Genomic DNA, 16,768 nt, shown 5'->3' on the forward strand with positions numbered 1-16,768 from the left:
GGTCAAGCTCAGGCGTTGGCCTCTTCGCCCTATTCCTCGCCCTGCTCAGCCTGCTGCTGAGCGGCTGCCAGCGCCTGCTGATAGCTCATTTCGACATCCTTGACGTTGGCTTGCTCAAGAAGTTTATCGACCGCTTTCTCTTCGAGAATGGCGGATTTGACCTGGGTCTTGAGCTGCTCGTTACCCATGTAGTACTCGACCACTTCAGAAGGGTCCTGGTACTGCTCGGCAAGCTCTTCGACCTTCGCCTTGATTTCGTCATCAGTGGCGTCGAGTTCGTTGGCCTTGATGACTTCGGCCAAAAGCAGACCCACTTGAACGCGGCCCTTGGCCTGCTCGGCGAACAGCTCGTTGGGCAATTGGCTAACATCGAAATCTTCGCCAAGACCGAACTGCTGTGCAGCCTGGCGCTTCATACCGTCGGTTTCCTGCTGAACCAGAGCACTCGGTACGTCGATTTCGTTGGCTTTCTTCAGCGCGTCAAGCACCTGCTGCTTGACGCGGTTGTCCACCGCCTGAGCGGCTTCACGCGTCATGTTCTTCTTGATCTCGGCGCGGAACTTGGCTTCATCGCCATCCTCGACACCGAAGCGCTCGAAAAACGCCGAATCTACCGCCGGCAGCTCCTGGGCGCTGACCTTGTGAACCTTGACCTTGAAGGTCGCTTCTTTACCCGCCAGGTGTTCGGCCTGGTAATCTTCCGGGAAAGTAACGTTCAGGGTCTTCTCTTCACCCGCCTTGGCACCGATCAGCTGCTCTTCGAAGCCCGGGATGAAGCTGTTGGAACCGATCACCAGCGAGTGGTTCTCGGCGCTGCCGCCTTCGAAGGCTTCTTCGCCCAGGTAGCCCTGGAAGTCGATCGTGACCTGGTCGCCCTCTTCGGCGGCCTTGTCGACTTCCTGGAACTCGGCGTTCTGCTTGCGCAGCGTTTCGATCATCTCGTCGACGTCGCTTTCACTTACTTCGACGACCGGGCGCTCGACGTTAGTGCCTTCGATCGAGGTGAGCTCGACCTGGGGATACACTTCCATGACCGCGACGAATTCGAAGTCCTTGCCGGCTTCGTTGACCTTCGGCTCGATTTGCGGGTAGCCGGCGGGGTTCAGACCCTCATCGGTGATCGCGCGGACGTAGCGCTCGCGCATGACCTCACCCACCACCTCGTTGCGGACGCTGTCACCGTAGCGCTGGCGGATGACCGGCATGGGAACACGGCCCTGGCGAAAACCGTTCAGGCGAACGTTTTTCGCGGTGTCTTTCAAGCGAGCGCTGACGGCCTCGTCGATATCCGCCGCCGGAACCGAAATGGTGATGCGACGTTCGATGGGGGAGGTCGTCTCGACAGAAACTTGCATGAATTGTCCTCTAGCGGCTGGGCTTAGTGTGAGTATGTAGTTGGATAAATCGTCATTGAATGCGCCATCTTCATGGGCGCATTCGTCGAATTCGTATCTGAGCGTTGACAGCTACGTCGAACGATACAAGGGGGCAATTTTATGAACCCCGGCGCATAGTAGCAAGCACCATGCCACCGAAGATGGGGGCATGGGCCGCAATTGCAAGGGCGCCCGGGGTCAAATTCCTCGGGTTCATCACGACCGCGCCTTCTGCTTCCAGCCAAGACTTACGGCAAACAGCAGCAGCCCACAGGTCGCCGCGTGAGAAATGAACTCCTGCCAGCTGATCCAGGCGGTCATTAGCGCGTGCCACACGCCCATTGCTGCGGCGCCAGCGAGAAGCGCAATTGCCAGCCTCTTCAAGAGGCCCGGCAGGCGCGAACGCTCCTGTGGCGACAGCAGACGCCAGTTGACGATCGCAGCGCCAGCCACCAGCACAATGGCCACCAGCAGTAGGGTCTGACGGGTTTCGAAGCCGCCCGCCATGTAGCGCGGAATGACCGAGAGCATCAGGACACAGAGACCGATCGCCACGCTCACCCGCTCGGAACTTGCGCGCTGCATCAGGCGACCTTGAGATCCTGACGGTCGATCCACTCTTCGACCCAGGGCACCGCAGCGTCGTCAGCCATGAAGGTCTCCATGGCATCGATCTCGAGACGTTCGCCCAGACGCTGGGCGCCCAGGTCTTCGAGCAGTGCATCGAGGGTGCGCCCGGCACCGCAAAAGGTATCGCCGTAGGAGCTGTCACCAAGGGCGATCAGCCCGTACTTGAGACCGGTCAGCGACGGGCTTTGGTCCTTCAGCGCACGCACGAAGGGCACGAGATTGCCCGGAATATCGCCGCTGCCGGTGGTCGATAGGCAAAAAAGCGTCAACGCGTCGCCTTCGACATCCTCCAGCGTCGGCTGCTCCTTGATCGCGACGCTGTAACCTGCGCTTTCAAAGAGCGGCTTGACCTGCTCGGCCACGTCGAGCGCACCACCGTACATGGTGCCTACCAGAATGTTGAGCTGAGCCATGAGCGCCCTTCCTCAATCGAATACCCGATGAATTTGCTCAAATATTAACACGAATTGTTCACCCGGCGCATACCCGGGTCAGCCTTGACCTGTTTTGATAAAGCAGGTTGATAGACAAACAAAAAGCGCCCCGGTTCGGGGCGCTTGATACCGGCTGAACCGGGCAGACAGCGGCAGAGGGTACCTGATCAGGCGCTGGTAAAATGCTCGACCTGCTGCTTGAGCTTCTGCCCCGGGCGAAAGGTCACCACGCGCCGGGCGGAAATCGGGATCTCCTCGCCGGTCTTCGGATTGCGCCCGGGCCGCTCACGCTTGTCGCGCAGATCGAAGTTGCCAAAGCCGGAAAGCTTCACCTGTTCGTTTTCGCGCAGACAGGCACGAATTTCCTCGAAAAAGGTTTCCACCATGGCCTTCGCTTCACGCTTGGATAGCGCAAGCTCGGTATGCAAGTGCTCGGCTAGCTCTGCTTTGGTCAACGCCCCCATATCGCTTCTCCTTGTCGCAAACCCGGTGCCCGAAGTATCGCCTGCGGCCGACATCTGTCAGCCGCGAAGCTGCGCATTCAACGTGGCACTTGCCTGGGCCACGATCGAATCTACCCGCTGGTTGATTTCATCATCATTTAGCGTGCGCGATGGATGCTGCCAGGTCAAGCCCAGCGCGATACTCTTGTGCCCCGGCTCCACGCCCTTGCCGGCGTAGACGTCGAACAAGCGCAGATCCTCGAGATGATCGCCGGCTTCACGGCGCACACAGTCAAGAAGCGCCTGCACCGGCGTCTGCTCATCCAGTGTAAAGGCCAGGTCGCGGCGCACTTCCGGGTAGCGTGAAAGCGGCGTGAAGGCGGGAATTTCGCCTTCGCTCAATGCATCCAGGCGTACCTCAAACAGCACCGCGTCGACCTTGAGTCCAAGCTCTGCACGCACCTTCGGGTGGAGCGTGCCGATCCAGCCGGCGGGCTGGCCATTGTGCAAAAGCCGCGCGCTCTGGCCCGGGTGCAGCGCCGGGTGCTCGGCGGGCTCGAAGCGCCAGGCATGCGGTTTACCGCCCATGGCCAGCAGACTTTCGAGATCGCCCTTCAGATCGAAGAAGTCGACGGCGGTTTTGGCACTGCTCCACCCTTCCGCTTCGCGCGGGCCGCAGGCGAGCGCTCCGAGCATCGGCGTCTGGGTGAGCGTATCCAGCTCGCCTTCGAACACCAGCCCGGTTTCAAAAAGCCGCACGCGGCTCTGCTGGCGATTCAGGTTGTGCGACAGCGCCCGCACCAGCCCCGGGAAAAGGCTCGCCCGCATCACCGAAAGATCCGCCGAGATGGGGTTGGCAAGCGTCGGCGAGACCGCGTCGGGCAGCATCGCTTTCTGAAGCTCCGGCGCAACGAAACTGTAAGTGATTGCTTCCTGATAGCCGCGCGCGACCATCTGGTTGCGCAGCCGTACCTGGGTCAGCGTCGCCTCATCCGCCGAGCGCAGCGCAAGCCGCGCCGCCGGGCGGCGCACCGGCAGGTTGTTGTAGCCGTGAATCCGGGCGATCTCTTCGATCAGATCCTCTTCGATGGCGATGTCGAAGCGCCAGCTCGGCACCTCGACGCGCCAGGCGTTCTCGATGCGCTCGACGATCATTCCCAGCCGCTCGAGAATGTCGCTGACGTCCTCGACCGGCAGCGTCTTGGAGAGCGCCTGAGTCAGGCGCGCTTCACGCAGCGTGATGCTTTGCGCTTGTGCCAGGTGCGCTTCGCTGCTCGTCTCACAAACGGGCCCGGCGTCGCCGCCGCAGATATCGATCAAGAGTCGAGTGGCGCGCTCGATCGCCTGCGTCGCCAGCGCCGGATCGACTCCACGCTCGTAGCGGTGCGAGGCGTCGGTATGAAGCCCGTAGGAGCGCGCCTGACCGGCGATGGCCAGCGGCGTGAAGTAGGCGGATTCGAGAAACAACGTGCGCGTGGACGCGCTCACACCGGAGGCTTCGCCGCCCATGATACCGGCCATGGCCAGCGGCCCGGAGGCGTCGGCAATCAGCAGCGTATCCGGGCGAAGCGCAACGTCCTGGCCGTCGAGCAGCGTCAGGCGTTCGCCCTCTTCGGCCATACGCACCTGAACGCCTTCGCTCAGATTCTCGAGATCGAAGGCGTGCAGCGGCTGACCGAGCTCGAGCATGACGTAGTTGGTCACATCCACCGCCGGGTCGATGGTGCGTACGCCGCTACGGCGCAGGCGCTCGACCATCCACATCGGCGTCGGGCGCGAGAGATCGACGCCTTCGATGACGCGGCTCACGTAGCGCGGGCACTGCTCGGTCGCGGTGACGCTGACCGGAAAGCGCCGCTCGCTACTTGCCTTTACCGGTGCGATCTCGGGGGCTGTCACCGGCAGGCGATTAAGCACGCCCACCTCGCGCGACATGCCCTTCACGCTCAGGCAGTCACCGCGGTTGGGCGTGAGATCCACTTCGATCGTGGCATCGTCCAGGGTCAGGTAGTCGCGCACGCTCACCCCGACCGGCGCATCTGCGGGCAGCACGAGAATACCGTCGGAGGTCTCCTCTTCAAGCCCCAGCTCCGAGGCGGAACAGATCATGCCGAAGGATTCTGCTCCGCGAAGTTTCGCCTTCTTGATCTTGAAGTCGCCGGGCAACACACCGCCGACCTGGGCGAACGGCACGCGCTGGCCCACTGCGACATTGGGAGCGCCGCACACGACCTGCACCTCGCCGCTGCCGTCGTTGACGCGGCAGACGTTGAGCTTGTCGGCGTCCGGGTGCGGCTCCTTCGCGATGACCTCGGCCACCACCACGCCGCTGAAGGCAGGCGCGACCGGCTCGACGGCGTCGACCTCGAGCCCCGCCATGGTGATCTTATCGGCCAGCGCCTGGGTGTCGAGCGTCGGCGAGACCCAGTCACGCAGCCACTGTTCTGAAAATTTCATGCTCGTTCCTGTACTCTTGCGGCGTGATTAGGCGAACTGGCGCAAAAAGCGCAAATCGTTTTCGAAAAACAGACGCAGATCGTTGACGCCGTAGCGCAGCATCGCCAGACGCTCGGCGCCCATGCCGAAGGCGAAGCCGGTATAGCGCTCGGTGTCGATGCCGGAGTGCTTGAAGACTTCCGGGTGTACCATGCCGCAGCCCATGACCTCGAGCCAGCCGGTATGCGAGCAGACGCGACACCCTTCTCCACCGCACATCACGCACTGGATGTCGACCTCGGCGGAAGGCTCGGTGAACGGGAAATAGGAGGGGCGAAAGCGCACGTCGAGATCATCGCGCTCGAAGAAAGCCTGCAGGAAGTCCTCGATGGTGCCCTTCAAGTCGGCGAAGCTCACCCCTTCGTCGACCAGCAGCCCCTCCACCTGGTGAAACATCGGCGTGTGGGTCAGGTCGGAGTCGCTGCGGTAGACCCGGCCGGGGCAAACGATGCGAATCGGCGGCTCGCTCGATTTCATCGTACGCACCTGCACCGGCGAGGTGTGGGTGCGCAAAAGACGCGTCGCGTCGAAGTAAAAGGTGTCCGCCATGCCGCGCGCCGGATGATGGGCGGGGATGTTGAGCGCTTCGAAGTTGTGGTAATCGTCTTCGATTTCAGGCCCCACCGCCACATCATAGCCGATACGGGTGAACAGGCTTTCGATACGCTCAAGCGTACGCGTGACCGGGTGCAGGCCGCCGGCGGCCTGGCCACGTCCGGGCAGCGTGACGTCGATCTTCTCCGCAGCCAGACGGGCGTTGAGCGCCTCGGCCTCGAGGGTCGCGCGCTTTGCGTCGATCTCGCCGGCCAGGGTCTGCTTTGCCTGGTTGATTTGCTCGCCCGCCGCCGGACGCTCCTCGGCGGAAAGTTTGCCAAGCCCTTTCAACAGGGCGGTCACTTCGCCCTTCTTGCCCAAATAGCGAACGCGCAGCTCATCCAGTGCCGAAACGCTCTGCGCGGCCTTGATGGCGTCGCGCGCCTCTGATACCAGCGTAGGCAGGTGGTCCATCCATTAAACTCCGAATTAAGCGGTTGTCATCCCATAAGGCGCTGCCAGAACGGGGCCTCTCGCCCACACTACTGGCAAAAAAACAGGGGAAGAGCGGCTGCTCTTCCCCTGCATGGGTCACACTACAATGACCACGGGATTTCAGACCGGATCTGAAACCTTATTGGGCAGCCTTGGCTTTTTCCACGATGGCAGCAAACGCCGCTTTCTCGTGAACCGCCAGATCGGCCAATACCTTACGGTCGATTTCGATACCGGCTTTTTTCAAACCGCCAACGAAACGGCTGTAGGACATACCGTTGATGCGGGCGCCGGCGTTGATACGCTGGATCCACAGGGCACGGAACTGACGCTTACGGTTACGACGGTCGCGGTAGGCGTACTGGCCGGCCTTGATGACGGCCTGCTTGGCAACGCGGAAAACGCGCGAACGCGCACCGTAGTAGCCTTTTGCCTGCTTCAATACTTTCTTATGACGACGACGGGCGACAACGCCCCGTTTGACTCGAGTCATGACACACTCCTGACGTTAAAAATTCGAAAACGACTTACAGATTCGGCAGCATGCGCTGGATCAGCGGCTTGTCAGCTGCGTGAATCTGCTTCATGCCGCGAAGCTGACGCTTACGCTTGGTCGATTTCTTGGTCAGGATGTGGCTACGGAACGACTGCTTGTGCTTGAAGCCGTTAGCCGTCTTCTTGAAGCGCTTGGCAGCGCCACTGTTGCTCTTGATTTTCGGCATGAGAAAACTCCGCTCGATGTTTTTGAGAAAACCCAAGGCCAGTCGGCGCATCGTGCGCCGACCCGTTTAAAACGCCGTTGGATCACTTCTTTTTAGGGGCAAGAATCATGATCATCTGGCGGCCTTCCATTTTCGGGAAGGACTCTACCGTACCGATCTCTTCGAGGTCTGCCGCTACCCGCTCCATCAGCTTACGGCCGATGTCCTGGTGCGCCATTTCGCGACCGCGAAAACGCAATGTGACCTTACCCTTGTCACCACCTTCGAGAAAGCGCATCAGGTTCTTCAATTTGACCTGATAATCGCCCTCGTCGGTGCCGGGCCGGAATTTGACTTCCTTGACCTGGATCTGCTTTTGCTTCTTCTTCTGAGCAGCTTTCTGCTTTTTCTGCTCGAAGACGAATTTGCCGTAATCCATTATTTTACAAACAATGGGATCGGCATTGGAAATTTGCACGAGGTCCAGACCGGCCGCTTCCGCTCGCTCGAGCGCGTCGGTGGTGGGCACCACGCCCAGCTGCTCACCTTCTGCATCGATCAAGCGGACTTCGGTTTCGGTGATTCGCTCGTTCATTGGTGGGCGTTTGTCTGCAGGACGCCCGCGCTGGTTGCTTCGCTTGATTGCTCTGTCTCCTTAGGCAATTGACGATGTCGCCAGGGCTGCTCGTTCGGCGCAGACGCGTTCGATGAACTCATCGACGGTCATGGTACCGAGATTTTCGCCGCTGCGAGTACGCACGGCCACTGAGTCAGCTTCGACTTCCTTATCTCCGACCACAAGGAGATAGGGAATTTTCTGTAACGTATGCTCGCGAATTTTAAAGCCGATCTTCTCGTTCCTCAAGTCTGCCTTGACGCGAAGATCATTTTTTTGCAAGCGCTGCTCCAATTCGAGCGCATAATCACGCTGCGAATCGGTGATATTCATGATGGCGACTTGCTCGGGTGCCAACCATAATGGCATAGCCCCGGCATAGTGTTCAATCAGGATACCGATGAAGCGCTCCATCGAGCCGACGATCGCCCGGTGCAGCATGACCGGCGGCTTGCGCTCACCCTCTTCGGTCACGTACTGGGCGCCGAGCCGCTCGGGCATCATGAAGTCGACCTGCATGGTACCGACCTGCCACTCGCGGCCCAGGCAATCCTTCATATGGTACTCGATCTTGGGCCCGTAGAACGCGCCTTCGCCGGGAAGTTCCTGCCACTCGACGTCGCAGGCCTTGAGCGCGCCGCGAAGCGCCTCTTCGGCGCGGTCCCAGACCTCATCGCTGCCGATACGCTTCTCCGGGCGCAGCGCGATCTTGATCGCGATGTCCTCGAAACCGAAGTCCTGGTACACCTTGAGCGCCTGGCGGTGGAAGCTCGTCACCTCCGGCTCGACCTGGGCTTCGGTACAAAAGACGTGGCCGTCGTCCTGCGTGAAGGCGCGCACGCGCATGATGCCGTGAAGCGCACCCGACGGCTCGTTACGGTGACAGCCGCCGAACTCGCCAAAGCGTACCGGAAGCTCCCGGTAGCTACGAAGCCCCGAGTTGAACACCTGAACGTGGCCCGGGCAGTTCATCGGCTTGAGCGCATACTCGCGCTTTTCCGACTCGGTGAAGAACATGCCATCGGCGTAGTTGTCCCAGTGACCGGACTTCTTCCACAGTGACACGTCCATGATCTGCGGGCAGCGGATTTCCTGATAGCCGCCGGCCTTGTAGACCCCGCGCATGTACTGCTCGACCTGCTGCCACAGCGCCCAGCCGTTGGGGTGCCAGAAGATCATGCCCGGCGCCTCTTCCTGCATGTGGAAGAGATCGAGCTTGCGCGCAAGCTTGCGGTGGTCGCGCTTCTCCGCCTCCTCGAGGCGCTTCATGTACGCCTTGAGCTGCTTCTTGTCGCCCCAGGCGGTGCCGTAGATGCGCGTGAGCATGGCGTTGGAGGCATCCGCCCGCCAGTAGGCGCCGGCCAGTTTGGTCAGCTTGAACGCTTTAAGATGACGCGTGTTGGGCACGTGCGGCCCGCGACACATGTCGGTGTACTCTTCGTGGTGGTAAAGGCGGATCGTCGCGCCGTCGGGGATGTCGCGGATGATCTCCTGCTTGTAGGGTTCGTCACGCTTCTCGAAGGTCTTGAGCGCCTGATCGCGGTCCACGTACTCGCGAACGACGTCGTACTCCTGGTCGATCAACGCCTGCATGCGTTTCTCGATCGCTTCCATGTCCTCCGGGGTGACCGAGCGACCGAAGTCGATATCGTAGTAGAAGCCATTTTCGATCACGGGGCCGATCGCCATGTGGGCGTTCGGGTAGAGCTGCTTGACCGCATGCCCAATCAGGTGCGCACAGGAGTGGCGAATGATCTCGACGCCTTCCGGATCGCGGGCGGTGATGATCGCCACCTCGGCGTCCTTCTCGATCATATCGGCCGCATCGACCAGCACACCGTCTATCTTTCCGGCCACGCACGCCTTGGCCAAACCAGGGCCAATGGACTCGGCGAGAGCCATGATGGAAAGCGGTTCATCAAACGTACGTTGGCTGCCGTCGGGCAGTGTCACTATGGGCATTCGGGTGTTCCTTGAGCGCAGTGGTGATCCATACCAGGGATCACATATCGCTATCAATGGCTTGAGGATTCGTTTCAAACGCAAACGCGCCTGCCCATCGTTGGGCAGGCGCGTAGACTAGCAGACTTTCAGCTGGCGAGACACCGGTGCCTAGAACGCCCAGTCGTCGTCTTCGGTGGCGACCGCCTTGCCGATCACATACGACGAGCCGGAGCCGGAGAAGAAGTCGTGGTTCTCGTCGGCGCTCGGCGAAAGCGCAGCCATGATGGTCGGGTCGACATCGGTAACGCTACTTGGAAAAAGCGGCTCGTAACCCAGATTCATCAGCGCCTTGTTGGCGTTGTAGTGCAAAAACTTCTTCACGTCTTCGGTCAGGCCCACCGCGTCGTAAAGCGACTCGGTGTAGCGCACTTCGTTGTCGTAAAGCTCCAGCAGCAGGTCGTAGGCGTAATCCTTGACCGCCTGCTGGCGCTCCGGGGTCGCCTCGGTCAAAGCCTGCTGGAACTTGTAGCCGATGTAGTAGCCGTGCACCGCCTCGTCGCGAATGATCAGGCGAATCAGATCCGCGGTATTGGTGAGCTTGGCGTGGCTCGACCAGTACATCGGCAGATAAAAGCCCGAATAGAACAGAAACGACTCGAGAAAGACGCTCGCCACCTTGCGCATCAAGGGGTCGTCCGAGCGGTAGCGCTCGAGAATCAACTCGGACTTCGCCTGGAGCATCGGGTTCTCTTCGCTCCAGCGAAAGGCATCATCGACGTCCCGCGTGGCGCACAGCGTCGAGAAGATCGAGCTGTAGGAGCGCGCATGCACCGACTCCATGAAGGCGATGTTGGTGTACACCGCTTCCTCGTGGGGCGTGCGCGCGTCCTCCATCAGCGTCGGCGCGCCGATGCTGCCCTGAATGGTATCCAGAAGCGTCAACCCGGTGAACACGCGGATGGTCAGCTGTTTCTCCTGCTGGGTCAGCGTGTTCCAGGACTGAATGTCGTTGGAGAGCGGCACCTTCTCCGGCAGCCAGAAATTGCTCGTCAGACGGTTCCAGACCTCCAGGTCCTTGTCGTCCTGAAGCCGATTCCAGTTGATGGCGTCGACCCGCGATAAGCGTTGCATGGTGTTCATCGAATGTTCTCTTTCGTTACGTGGTTACAGCGTGCAGGAGACACAGCCTTCGACTTCGGTGCCTTCCAGCGCGCTTTGACGCAGACGAATGTAGTAAAGCGTCTTGATACCCTTGCGCCAGGCGTGAATCTGCGCCTTGTTGATGTCGCGCGTGGTGGCGGTGTCCGGGAAGAACAGCGTCAGCGACAGCCCCTGATCGACGTGTTTGGAGGCCTCGGCGTAGGTATCAATGATCTTCTCCGGGCCGATCTCGTAGGCGTCCTGGAAGTAGTCGAAGTTCTCTTCGCTCAAGAAAGGCGCCGGGTAGTAGACGCGGCCGAGCTTGCCTTCCTTGCGGATCTCGATCTTCGCCGCCACCGGGTGAATGCTCGAGGTGGAGTGGTTGATGTAGGAGATCGAGCCGGTCGGCGGTACCGCCTGCAGGTTGCGGTTATAGAGACCGTGCGCCATTACCGACGTCTTGAGCTCTTCCCAATCGCCTTGGGTCGGAAGCGCGATGCCGCTGCGCTCGAAAAGTTCGCGCACCTTCTCGGTCTTCGGCAGCCACGCCTCATTAGTGTACTTGTCGAAGAACGCGCCCGAGGCGTAAGTGGAGTCGGCAAAGCCCGCGAAAGTGTCGCCATGCTCGATCGCCAGGCGGTTCGAGGCGCGAATGGCGTGAAACGCCACGCAGTAGAAGTAGAGGTTGGTGAAATCGAGCCCCTCTTCACTGCCGTAATAGATGTGCTCGCGCGCCAAAAAGCCGTGCAGGTTCATCTGGCCAAGGCCGATGGCGCGCGACTTGGCGTTGCCTTCGGCAATCGACGGCACGCTCTTGAGGTTGCTCATCTCGGAGACGGCGGTCAAACCCCGAATGGCGATGTCGACACTGGTGCCGATGTCGCCGGAATCCATCACTTTGGCGATGTTCATCGAGCCGAGGTTGCAGGAGATATCCTGACCGACCTTGCTGTAGTTCAGGCTCTCGTCGTACTCGGTCGGCGTATTGACCTGCAGAATCTCCGAGCACAGGTTGCTCATGTTGATCCGCCCGGCAATCGGGTTGGCCCGGTTTACCGTGTCCTCGAACATGATGTAGGGGTAGCCGGATTCGAACTGCAGCTCGGCCAGCGTCTGGAAAAACGCACGGGCGTTGATCTTCTGCTTGCGAATGCGCGCATCCGCGACCATTTCATGGTAGTGCTCGGTGACGCTGATGTCGCCAAACGGCTTGCCGTAGACCCGCTCCACGTCGTAGGGCGAGAACAGGTACATGTCGTCGTTGCGCTTGGCAAGCTCGAAGGTGATGTCTGGAATCGTCACGCCGAGCGACAGCGTCTTGATACGGATCTTCTCGTCGGCGTTCTCGCGCTTGGTATCGAGAAAGCGCAGGATATCCGGGTGGTGGGCGTTCAAGTAGACCGCCCCCGCGCCCTGGCGCGCGCCGAGCTGGTTGGCGTAGGAGAACGCGTCTTCCAGAAGCTTCATGATCGGAATGATGCCGGAGGACTGGTTCTCGATGCGCTTGATCGGCGCGCCGGACTCGCGGATGTTGCTCAGCAGAAACGCCACGCCGCCGCCGCGTTTGGAGAGCTGCAGCGCCGAGTTGATCGAGCGGCCGATCGACTCCATGTTGTCTTCGATACGCAGCAAAAAGCACGACACCAGCTCGCCGCGCTGCTGCTTGCCGCAGTTCAAGAAGGTCGGCGTGGCCGGCTGGAAACGCCCGCTGATGATCTCGTCGACCAGCGACTTGGCAAGCTGCTCGTCGCCGCGCGCGAGGGTGAGCGCGACCATACACACACGGTCTTCGTAGCGCTCGAGATAGCGCTTGCCGTCGAAGGTTTTCAGCGTGTAGCTGGTGTAGTACTTGAACGCCCCCAGAAAGCTCGGGAAACGAAACTTGTAGGCGTAGGCCTGCTCGAACAGCGCCTTGACGAAGGCCGGCGCGTACTGATCGAGCACCTCGGCTTCGTAGTAGCCCTCCTCGGTCAGGTAGTCGAGTTTCTCTTCCAAAGAGTGGAAGAAGACCGTGTTCTGGTTGACGTGCTGCAGGAAGTACTGGCGCGCCGCTTCGCGGTCCTTGTCGAGCTGGAGCTCGCCGTTGGCACCGTAAAGATTCAGCATGGCATTGAGCGCGTGGTAATCCAGCGTGCGCGGCTTCGACGCCTCTGCAGACGCTTTTTTCGTTTCAGGCAAGCCGTTCGTGACTACGTTTGTCGTTTCCAAAACTCTTCTACTCCTTTGCGAACCCTGGCGACGTCGTCGTCGGTGCCAAAAAGCTCGAACCGATACAGCAGTGGCACCTGGCACTTCTGCGCAATGATGCGCCCTGCCAGCCCGTACGCCTCGCCAAAATTGGTATTGCCTGCGGCAATGACGCCTCGAATGAGGCGCCGGTTGTGCTCATCGTTCAAAAAGCGAATGACCGGCCCCGGCACCGCCCCCTTCGACTCACCGCCGCCGTAGGTAGGCGTGATCAGCACGAACGGGGTATCGACATGAACAGGCGGATCGCTGCGCTTGAGCGGCAGCCGGTGCGCCGCAAGCCCCAGCTTCTCTACAAAACGATGGGTGTTACCAGAGCTGGTGGAGAAGTACACCAGCGTGCCCGCCAACGGGGCTTTCGCATCCGTCAGCATGGCGGTGAATCAAGCGAGCGCCTGGATACGATCCGGGCGAAAACCTGACCAGTGATCGTCACCGGCTACCACGACCGGAAGCTGGCGATAGCCCAGCGCTTCAACCTGCTGCTGAGCACCGTCTTCGGCAGTAATATCGATCACGGTGTACTCGATACCCTGCTTGTCCATCGCGCGGTAGGTGGCGGTGCACTGTACGCAGGCAGGCTTGCTATAAATCTGGATGGCCATGGCTATTTTTTCCTTTTCATAGCGGCTTTTTTGGGCTAGGCACATGTAGTGCCATCACCCCTTCGAAGACACTACGAATACTATATATAGACTGTCGCAAAATCAATTCGCATATATGTAGTAATTTTTAATCCACAGCTTATTGACAAATAGTGCCCAGCATAGCGGTACGCCTTAGCGAGCGGACGGCGCAAAAAAAGCGAACCAATGCCCCGATATCAGCTCAATAAAACACGCAAAAAATTCACAGCGACAAGTTATCCACCGCGATAGACGCGTTGAAAAATGCAGTGACGGGAGCAGGTAAAACTCATCGCGGGGCGACGCAAACTGCAAGTGCGCCCAAGACCAGGGCAATGAGGAGAATCGGGCGAGTTTTTATAGAACAGGAGTGCCAAAAAGCAGAAAGCCCGGCAAGGCCGGGCTTTCAAGTAGAGCGCACTACGCGCTCAGGAGATCATCGCAACAATCAGGCGATCGCGGCCTGGTAGCGGCGCTCGACTTCTTCCCAGTTGACGACGTCGAAGAAGGCGGCGATGTAGTCCGGGCGCTTGTTCTGGTACTTCAGGTAGTAGGCGTGTTCCCACACGTCCAGACCCAGGATCGGCGTGTTGCCGTCCATCAGCGGGCTGTTCTGGTTGAGGGTGTTTTCGACCACGAGTTTTTTCTGCGGCGTCACGGAGAGCCACGCCCAGCCGCTGCCGAAACGGCCGGTGGCGGCTTTCTTGAACTCTTCCTTGAAGGTGTCGAAGCCACCAAGCTCGCTGTCGATCGCCTTGGCCACGTCGCCCTGGGGCTGGCCGCCGCCGTTGGGGGACATCATCTGCCAGAACATGGAGTGGTTGACGTGACCGCCGCCGTTATTGATGACGGCCTGACGCTTCTCTTCCGGTACGCGATCCAAATTGGAAACGAGCTCTTCGATGGGAAGGTCTTCAAGCCCCGTTCCTTCGAGCGCACCATTGAGGTTGGTCACGTAGGTGTTGTGGTGACGCGAATGGTGAATTTCCATGGTCATCGCATCGATGCTCGGCTCGAGTGCGTCGTAGGCGTACGGCAGTTCGGGTAGTGTATGTGCCATGTCATCATCTCCTTGAGTGACTTTCGATGTTCACCAAAGTAGGTGCGGTCGCGCCCTACTCTTTTCAACCGCTTAAGCGGAATTTTTCCTCGAAACGCCAATCTGCATTGGCGCTACGCGCCCTAGCACTCTAGCTAACAATCAGGGCTTTATCTAATATGAACGCAATATAAAGCCGGCTGCCCGGCAGCCGGCTCGCGCATTCATCCGCTGTCAGGCGGTTAACGCTGGGTATGCACTCAAAGCTTGCTCTCGAGCTCCGGCAGGATCTCGAACAGATCCCCCACCAGCCCGTAGTCCGCCACCTGGAAGATCGGCGCTTCCTCGTCCTTGTTGATCGCCACGATCACCTTCGAGTCCTTCATCCCCGCCAGGTGCTGGATCGCCCCCGAGATGCCCACCGCGATGTAGAGATCCGGCGCCACGATCTTGCCGGTCTGGCCGACCTGCATGTCGTTGGGCACGAACCCCGCGTCCACCGCCGCCCGGGAGGCCCCCACCGCCGCGCCGAGCTTGTCGGCGATGCCGTCGAGAAGCCGGAAGTTCTCGCCGTTGCCCATGCCGCGCCCGCCGGAGATCACTACCTTCGCCCCGCCGAGCTCCGGGCGGTCGGAGGCCGCGAGCTCTTCACCGACGAACTGCGACTGCGCGTTCTCGACCACGGTGTCGAGGGCCTCGACGGCGGCGCTGCCGCCCTGGCCGACTGCGTCGAACGCCGTGGTGCGCACGGTCATCACCTTGAGCGCATCGTCGCTTTTGACCGTGGCGATGGCGTTGCCGGCGTAGATCGGGCGCTTGAAGGTGTCCGGGCCGTCGACGGCCAGCACCTCGGAGAGCTGGCTGACGTCCCTGAGCGCGGCGAGGCGCGGCAGCACGTTCTTGCCGGTGGTCGAGGCGCTGGCCAGCACGTGGGTGTAGTCGCCGGCGAGCTCGACCAGAAGCGCGCCGAGCGGCTCGGCGAGCTGGTGGGCGTAGACTCTGTGGTCCGCCAGACGTACCCGTGTGACGCCGTCGAGTTTGGCGGCTTCGTCGGCGGCGGCCTGGACGCCTTCACCGGCGACCAGCACGTCGATATCGCCGCCGATCTCGCGGGCGGCGGCCACCACGTGGGCGGTGGCGTCAAGCAGGTGGCCGTCGTGAACGTCGGCCAGAACCAGAATGCTCATGAGAAACTCCTTGAATACGGGTGAAAGAGGCGATCACTGGGCCGGGAAATCAAAGCACCTTCGCTTCGTTCTTGAGCTTGTCGACCAGCTCGTCGACCGAGGCCACTTTTACCCCGCCCTTGCGCTCGGCGGGCGTCTCGACCTTGACCAGACTGACACGTGATGCCACCTCGACGCCGTAGTCCGCCGGGGTCTTGACGTCCAGCGGCTTCTTCTTGGCCTTCATGATGTCGGGAAGCTTGGCGTAACGCGGCTCGTTGAGGCGCAGGTCGGTGGTGACGATCGCCGGAAGCGTGAGTGCGAGGGTCTGCAGGCCGCCGTCGATCTCGCGGGTGACGTTGACCCGGTCACCGTCGATGGCGACCTCGGAGGCGAAGGTGGCCTGGGGCAGATTGGTCAGCGCGGCGAGCATCTGGCCGGTCTGGTTGTTGTCGGTGTCGATCGCCTGCTTGCCGAGGATCACCAGTCCCGGCTGCTCTTCGTCCACGACCTTGGCCAGCAGCTTCGCCACGGCGAGCGACTCGACGCGCTCGTCGGTCTCGATCTGGATCGCCCGGTCGGCGCCGAGGGCCAGCGCGGTGCGCAGCTGTTCCTGGGCGGCTTTCGGACCGACGGTCACGGCGATCACTTCCGTCGCCACGCCCTTCTCCTTGAGCCGCACCGCTTCTTCCACGGCGATCTCGCAGAAGGGGTTCATGGCCATCTTGACGTTGGTCAGGTCCACGTCGGTGTGGTCCGCCTTGACGCGGATTTTCACGTTGTAATCGATGACGCGTTTGACCGCGACTAATACTTTCATGGTTTCCTCGCTTGGCTGATTAGAAGCCTTGTCCTTGACGGGCGCTGCGCTCTTGCACGTG

Annotated in this window: 17 protein-coding genes; all 17 read right to left on the reverse strand. The window is 60.6% G+C overall.

What is annotated here, in order from left to right:
• Positions 1–29: 29 nt before the first annotated feature.
• A complete protein-coding gene (gene tig / locus ACGK9R_RS06120; RefSeq protein ID WP_394579317.1) occupies positions 30–1,355 on the reverse strand; it encodes a trigger factor in 1,326 nt (441 codons plus the stop codon).
• 237 nt (positions 1,356–1,592) lie between these two features.
• Positions 1,593–1,961, reverse strand: coding sequence for a protein MIGRI (locus tag ACGK9R_RS06125; protein ID WP_394579319.1), 369 nt, complete (start codon positions 1,959–1,961; stop codon positions 1,593–1,595).
• On the reverse strand, positions 1,961–2,419 hold the full coding sequence (locus ACGK9R_RS06130; RefSeq protein ID WP_394579321.1) for a flavodoxin: 459 nt from the start codon (positions 2,417–2,419) through the stop codon (positions 1,961–1,963). Before ACGK9R_RS06130 ends, ACGK9R_RS06125 begins: the two co-directional genes overlap by 1 nt.
• Before the next feature lie 188 nt (positions 2,420–2,607).
• Positions 2,608–2,904 carry an integration host factor subunit alpha gene (gene ihfA / locus ACGK9R_RS06135; RefSeq protein ID WP_394579323.1) on the reverse strand — a complete coding sequence of 99 codons (297 nt, stop codon included), beginning with the start codon at positions 2,902–2,904 and terminating at the stop codon, positions 2,608–2,610.
• A gap of 57 nt (positions 2,905–2,961) precedes the next feature.
• Entirely contained in the window at positions 2,962–5,340 is a 2,379-nt protein-coding gene (gene pheT, locus ACGK9R_RS06140) for a phenylalanine--tRNA ligase subunit beta (RefSeq protein ID WP_394579324.1), read from the reverse strand.
• 27 nt (positions 5,341–5,367) lie between these two features.
• Positions 5,368–6,387 carry a phenylalanine--tRNA ligase subunit alpha gene (gene pheS, locus ACGK9R_RS06145; protein ID WP_394579326.1) on the reverse strand — a complete coding sequence of 340 codons (1,020 nt, stop codon included), beginning with the start codon at positions 6,385–6,387 and terminating at the stop codon, positions 5,368–5,370.
• A 160-nt stretch (positions 6,388–6,547) separates the two neighbouring features.
• Entirely contained in the window at positions 6,548–6,901 is a 354-nt protein-coding gene (gene rplT, locus ACGK9R_RS06150) for a 50S ribosomal protein L20 (protein WP_009097607.1), read from the reverse strand.
• A 34-nt stretch (positions 6,902–6,935) separates the two neighbouring features.
• Positions 6,936–7,130 (reverse strand): 50S ribosomal protein L35, encoded by a 195-nt coding sequence (gene rpmI, locus ACGK9R_RS06155; protein WP_311960718.1) that lies wholly within the window; start codon positions 7,128–7,130, stop codon positions 6,936–6,938.
• Positions 7,131–7,212: 82 nt separating this feature from the next.
• Positions 7,213–7,704 carry a translation initiation factor IF-3 gene (gene infC, locus ACGK9R_RS06160; protein ID WP_394579329.1) on the reverse strand — a complete coding sequence of 164 codons (492 nt, stop codon included), beginning with the start codon at positions 7,702–7,704 and terminating at the stop codon, positions 7,213–7,215.
• A gap of 60 nt (positions 7,705–7,764) precedes the next feature.
• Positions 7,765–9,687 (reverse strand): threonine--tRNA ligase, encoded by a 1,923-nt coding sequence (thrS, locus tag ACGK9R_RS06165; protein ID WP_394579331.1) that lies wholly within the window; start codon positions 9,685–9,687, stop codon positions 7,765–7,767.
• Positions 9,688–9,837: 150 nt separating this feature from the next.
• A complete protein-coding gene (nrdF, locus tag ACGK9R_RS06170; protein ID WP_394579333.1) occupies positions 9,838–10,809 on the reverse strand; it encodes a class 1b ribonucleoside-diphosphate reductase subunit beta in 972 nt (323 codons plus the stop codon).
• A gap of 24 nt (positions 10,810–10,833) precedes the next feature.
• Positions 10,834–12,987, reverse strand: a complete 2,154-nt coding sequence (nrdE, locus tag ACGK9R_RS06175; protein ID WP_394579734.1) for a class 1b ribonucleoside-diphosphate reductase subunit alpha — start codon at positions 12,985–12,987, stop codon at positions 10,834–10,836.
• 11 nt (positions 12,988–12,998) lie between these two features.
• Positions 12,999–13,430 (reverse strand): class Ib ribonucleoside-diphosphate reductase assembly flavoprotein NrdI, encoded by a 432-nt coding sequence (nrdI, locus tag ACGK9R_RS06180; RefSeq protein WP_394579335.1) that lies wholly within the window; start codon positions 13,428–13,430, stop codon positions 12,999–13,001.
• Between the two features lie 9 nt (positions 13,431–13,439).
• The gene (nrdH, locus tag ACGK9R_RS06185) at positions 13,440–13,661 is read right to left on the reverse strand and encodes a glutaredoxin-like protein NrdH (RefSeq protein ID WP_394579337.1); all 222 of its coding nucleotides are present in this window, start codon (positions 13,659–13,661) and stop codon (positions 13,440–13,442) included.
• 469 nt (positions 13,662–14,130) lie between these two features.
• Positions 14,131–14,742: a superoxide dismutase gene (locus tag ACGK9R_RS06190; RefSeq protein ID WP_394579339.1), complete on the reverse strand. Its 612-nt coding sequence runs from the start codon at positions 14,740–14,742 to the stop codon at positions 14,131–14,133.
• 239 nt (positions 14,743–14,981) lie between these two features.
• Positions 14,982–15,908 carry an electron transfer flavoprotein subunit alpha/FixB family protein gene (locus tag ACGK9R_RS06195; RefSeq protein ID WP_394579341.1) on the reverse strand — a complete coding sequence of 309 codons (927 nt, stop codon included), beginning with the start codon at positions 15,906–15,908 and terminating at the stop codon, positions 14,982–14,984.
• 49 nt (positions 15,909–15,957) lie between these two features.
• A complete protein-coding gene (locus ACGK9R_RS06200) occupies positions 15,958–16,707 on the reverse strand; it encodes an electron transfer flavoprotein subunit beta/FixA family protein (protein ID WP_394579343.1) in 750 nt (249 codons plus the stop codon).
• Positions 16,708–16,768 lie beyond the last annotated feature (61 nt).

The sequence above is a fragment of the Halomonas sp. HNIBRBA4712 genome, from assembly GCF_043558675.1.
Lineage (GTDB): Bacteria > Pseudomonadota > Gammaproteobacteria > Pseudomonadales > Halomonadaceae > Vreelandella.

Coding starts and splice junctions, on each gene's coding strand:
- ACGK9R_RS06130 (WP_394579321.1), bottom strand. CDS start 2,419: ATGGCTCAGCTCAACATTCTGGTAGGCACCATGTACGGTGGTGCGCTC.
- ihfA (WP_394579323.1), bottom strand. CDS start 2,904: ATGGGGGCGTTGACCAAAGCAGAGCTAGCCGAGCACTTGCATACCGAG.
- nrdI (WP_394579335.1), bottom strand. CDS start 13,430: ATGCTGACGGATGCGAAAGCCCCGTTGGCGGGCACGCTGGTGTACTTC.
- tig (WP_394579317.1), bottom strand. CDS start 1,355: ATGCAAGTTTCTGTCGAGACGACCTCCCCCATCGAACGTCGCATCACC.
- ACGK9R_RS06195 (WP_394579341.1), bottom strand. CDS start 15,908: ATGAGCATTCTGGTTCTGGCCGACGTTCACGACGGCCACCTGCTTGAC.
- pheT (WP_394579324.1), bottom strand. CDS start 5,340: ATGAAATTTTCAGAACAGTGGCTGCGTGACTGGGTCTCGCCGACGCTC.
- thrS (WP_394579331.1), bottom strand. CDS start 9,687: ATGCCCATAGTGACACTGCCCGACGGCAGCCAACGTACGTTTGATGAA.
- infC (WP_394579329.1), bottom strand. CDS start 7,704: ATGAACGAGCGAATCACCGAAACCGAAGTCCGCTTGATCGATGCAGAA.
- ACGK9R_RS06190 (WP_394579339.1), bottom strand. CDS start 14,742: ATGGCACATACACTACCCGAACTGCCGTACGCCTACGACGCACTCGAG.
- rplT (WP_009097607.1), bottom strand. CDS start 6,901: ATGACTCGAGTCAAACGGGGCGTTGTCGCCCGTCGTCGTCATAAGAAA.
- nrdH (WP_394579337.1), bottom strand. CDS start 13,661: ATGGCCATCCAGATTTATAGCAAGCCTGCCTGCGTACAGTGCACCGCC.
- pheS (WP_394579326.1), bottom strand. CDS start 6,387: ATGGACCACCTGCCTACGCTGGTATCAGAGGCGCGCGACGCCATCAAG.
- rpmI (WP_311960718.1), bottom strand. CDS start 7,130: ATGCCGAAAATCAAGAGCAACAGTGGCGCTGCCAAGCGCTTCAAGAAG.
- ACGK9R_RS06125 (WP_394579319.1), bottom strand. CDS start 1,961: ATGCAGCGCGCAAGTTCCGAGCGGGTGAGCGTGGCGATCGGTCTCTGT.
- nrdF (WP_394579333.1), bottom strand. CDS start 10,809: ATGAACACCATGCAACGCTTATCGCGGGTCGACGCCATCAACTGGAAT.
- ACGK9R_RS06200 (WP_394579343.1), bottom strand. CDS start 16,707: ATGAAAGTATTAGTCGCGGTCAAACGCGTCATCGATTACAACGTGAAA.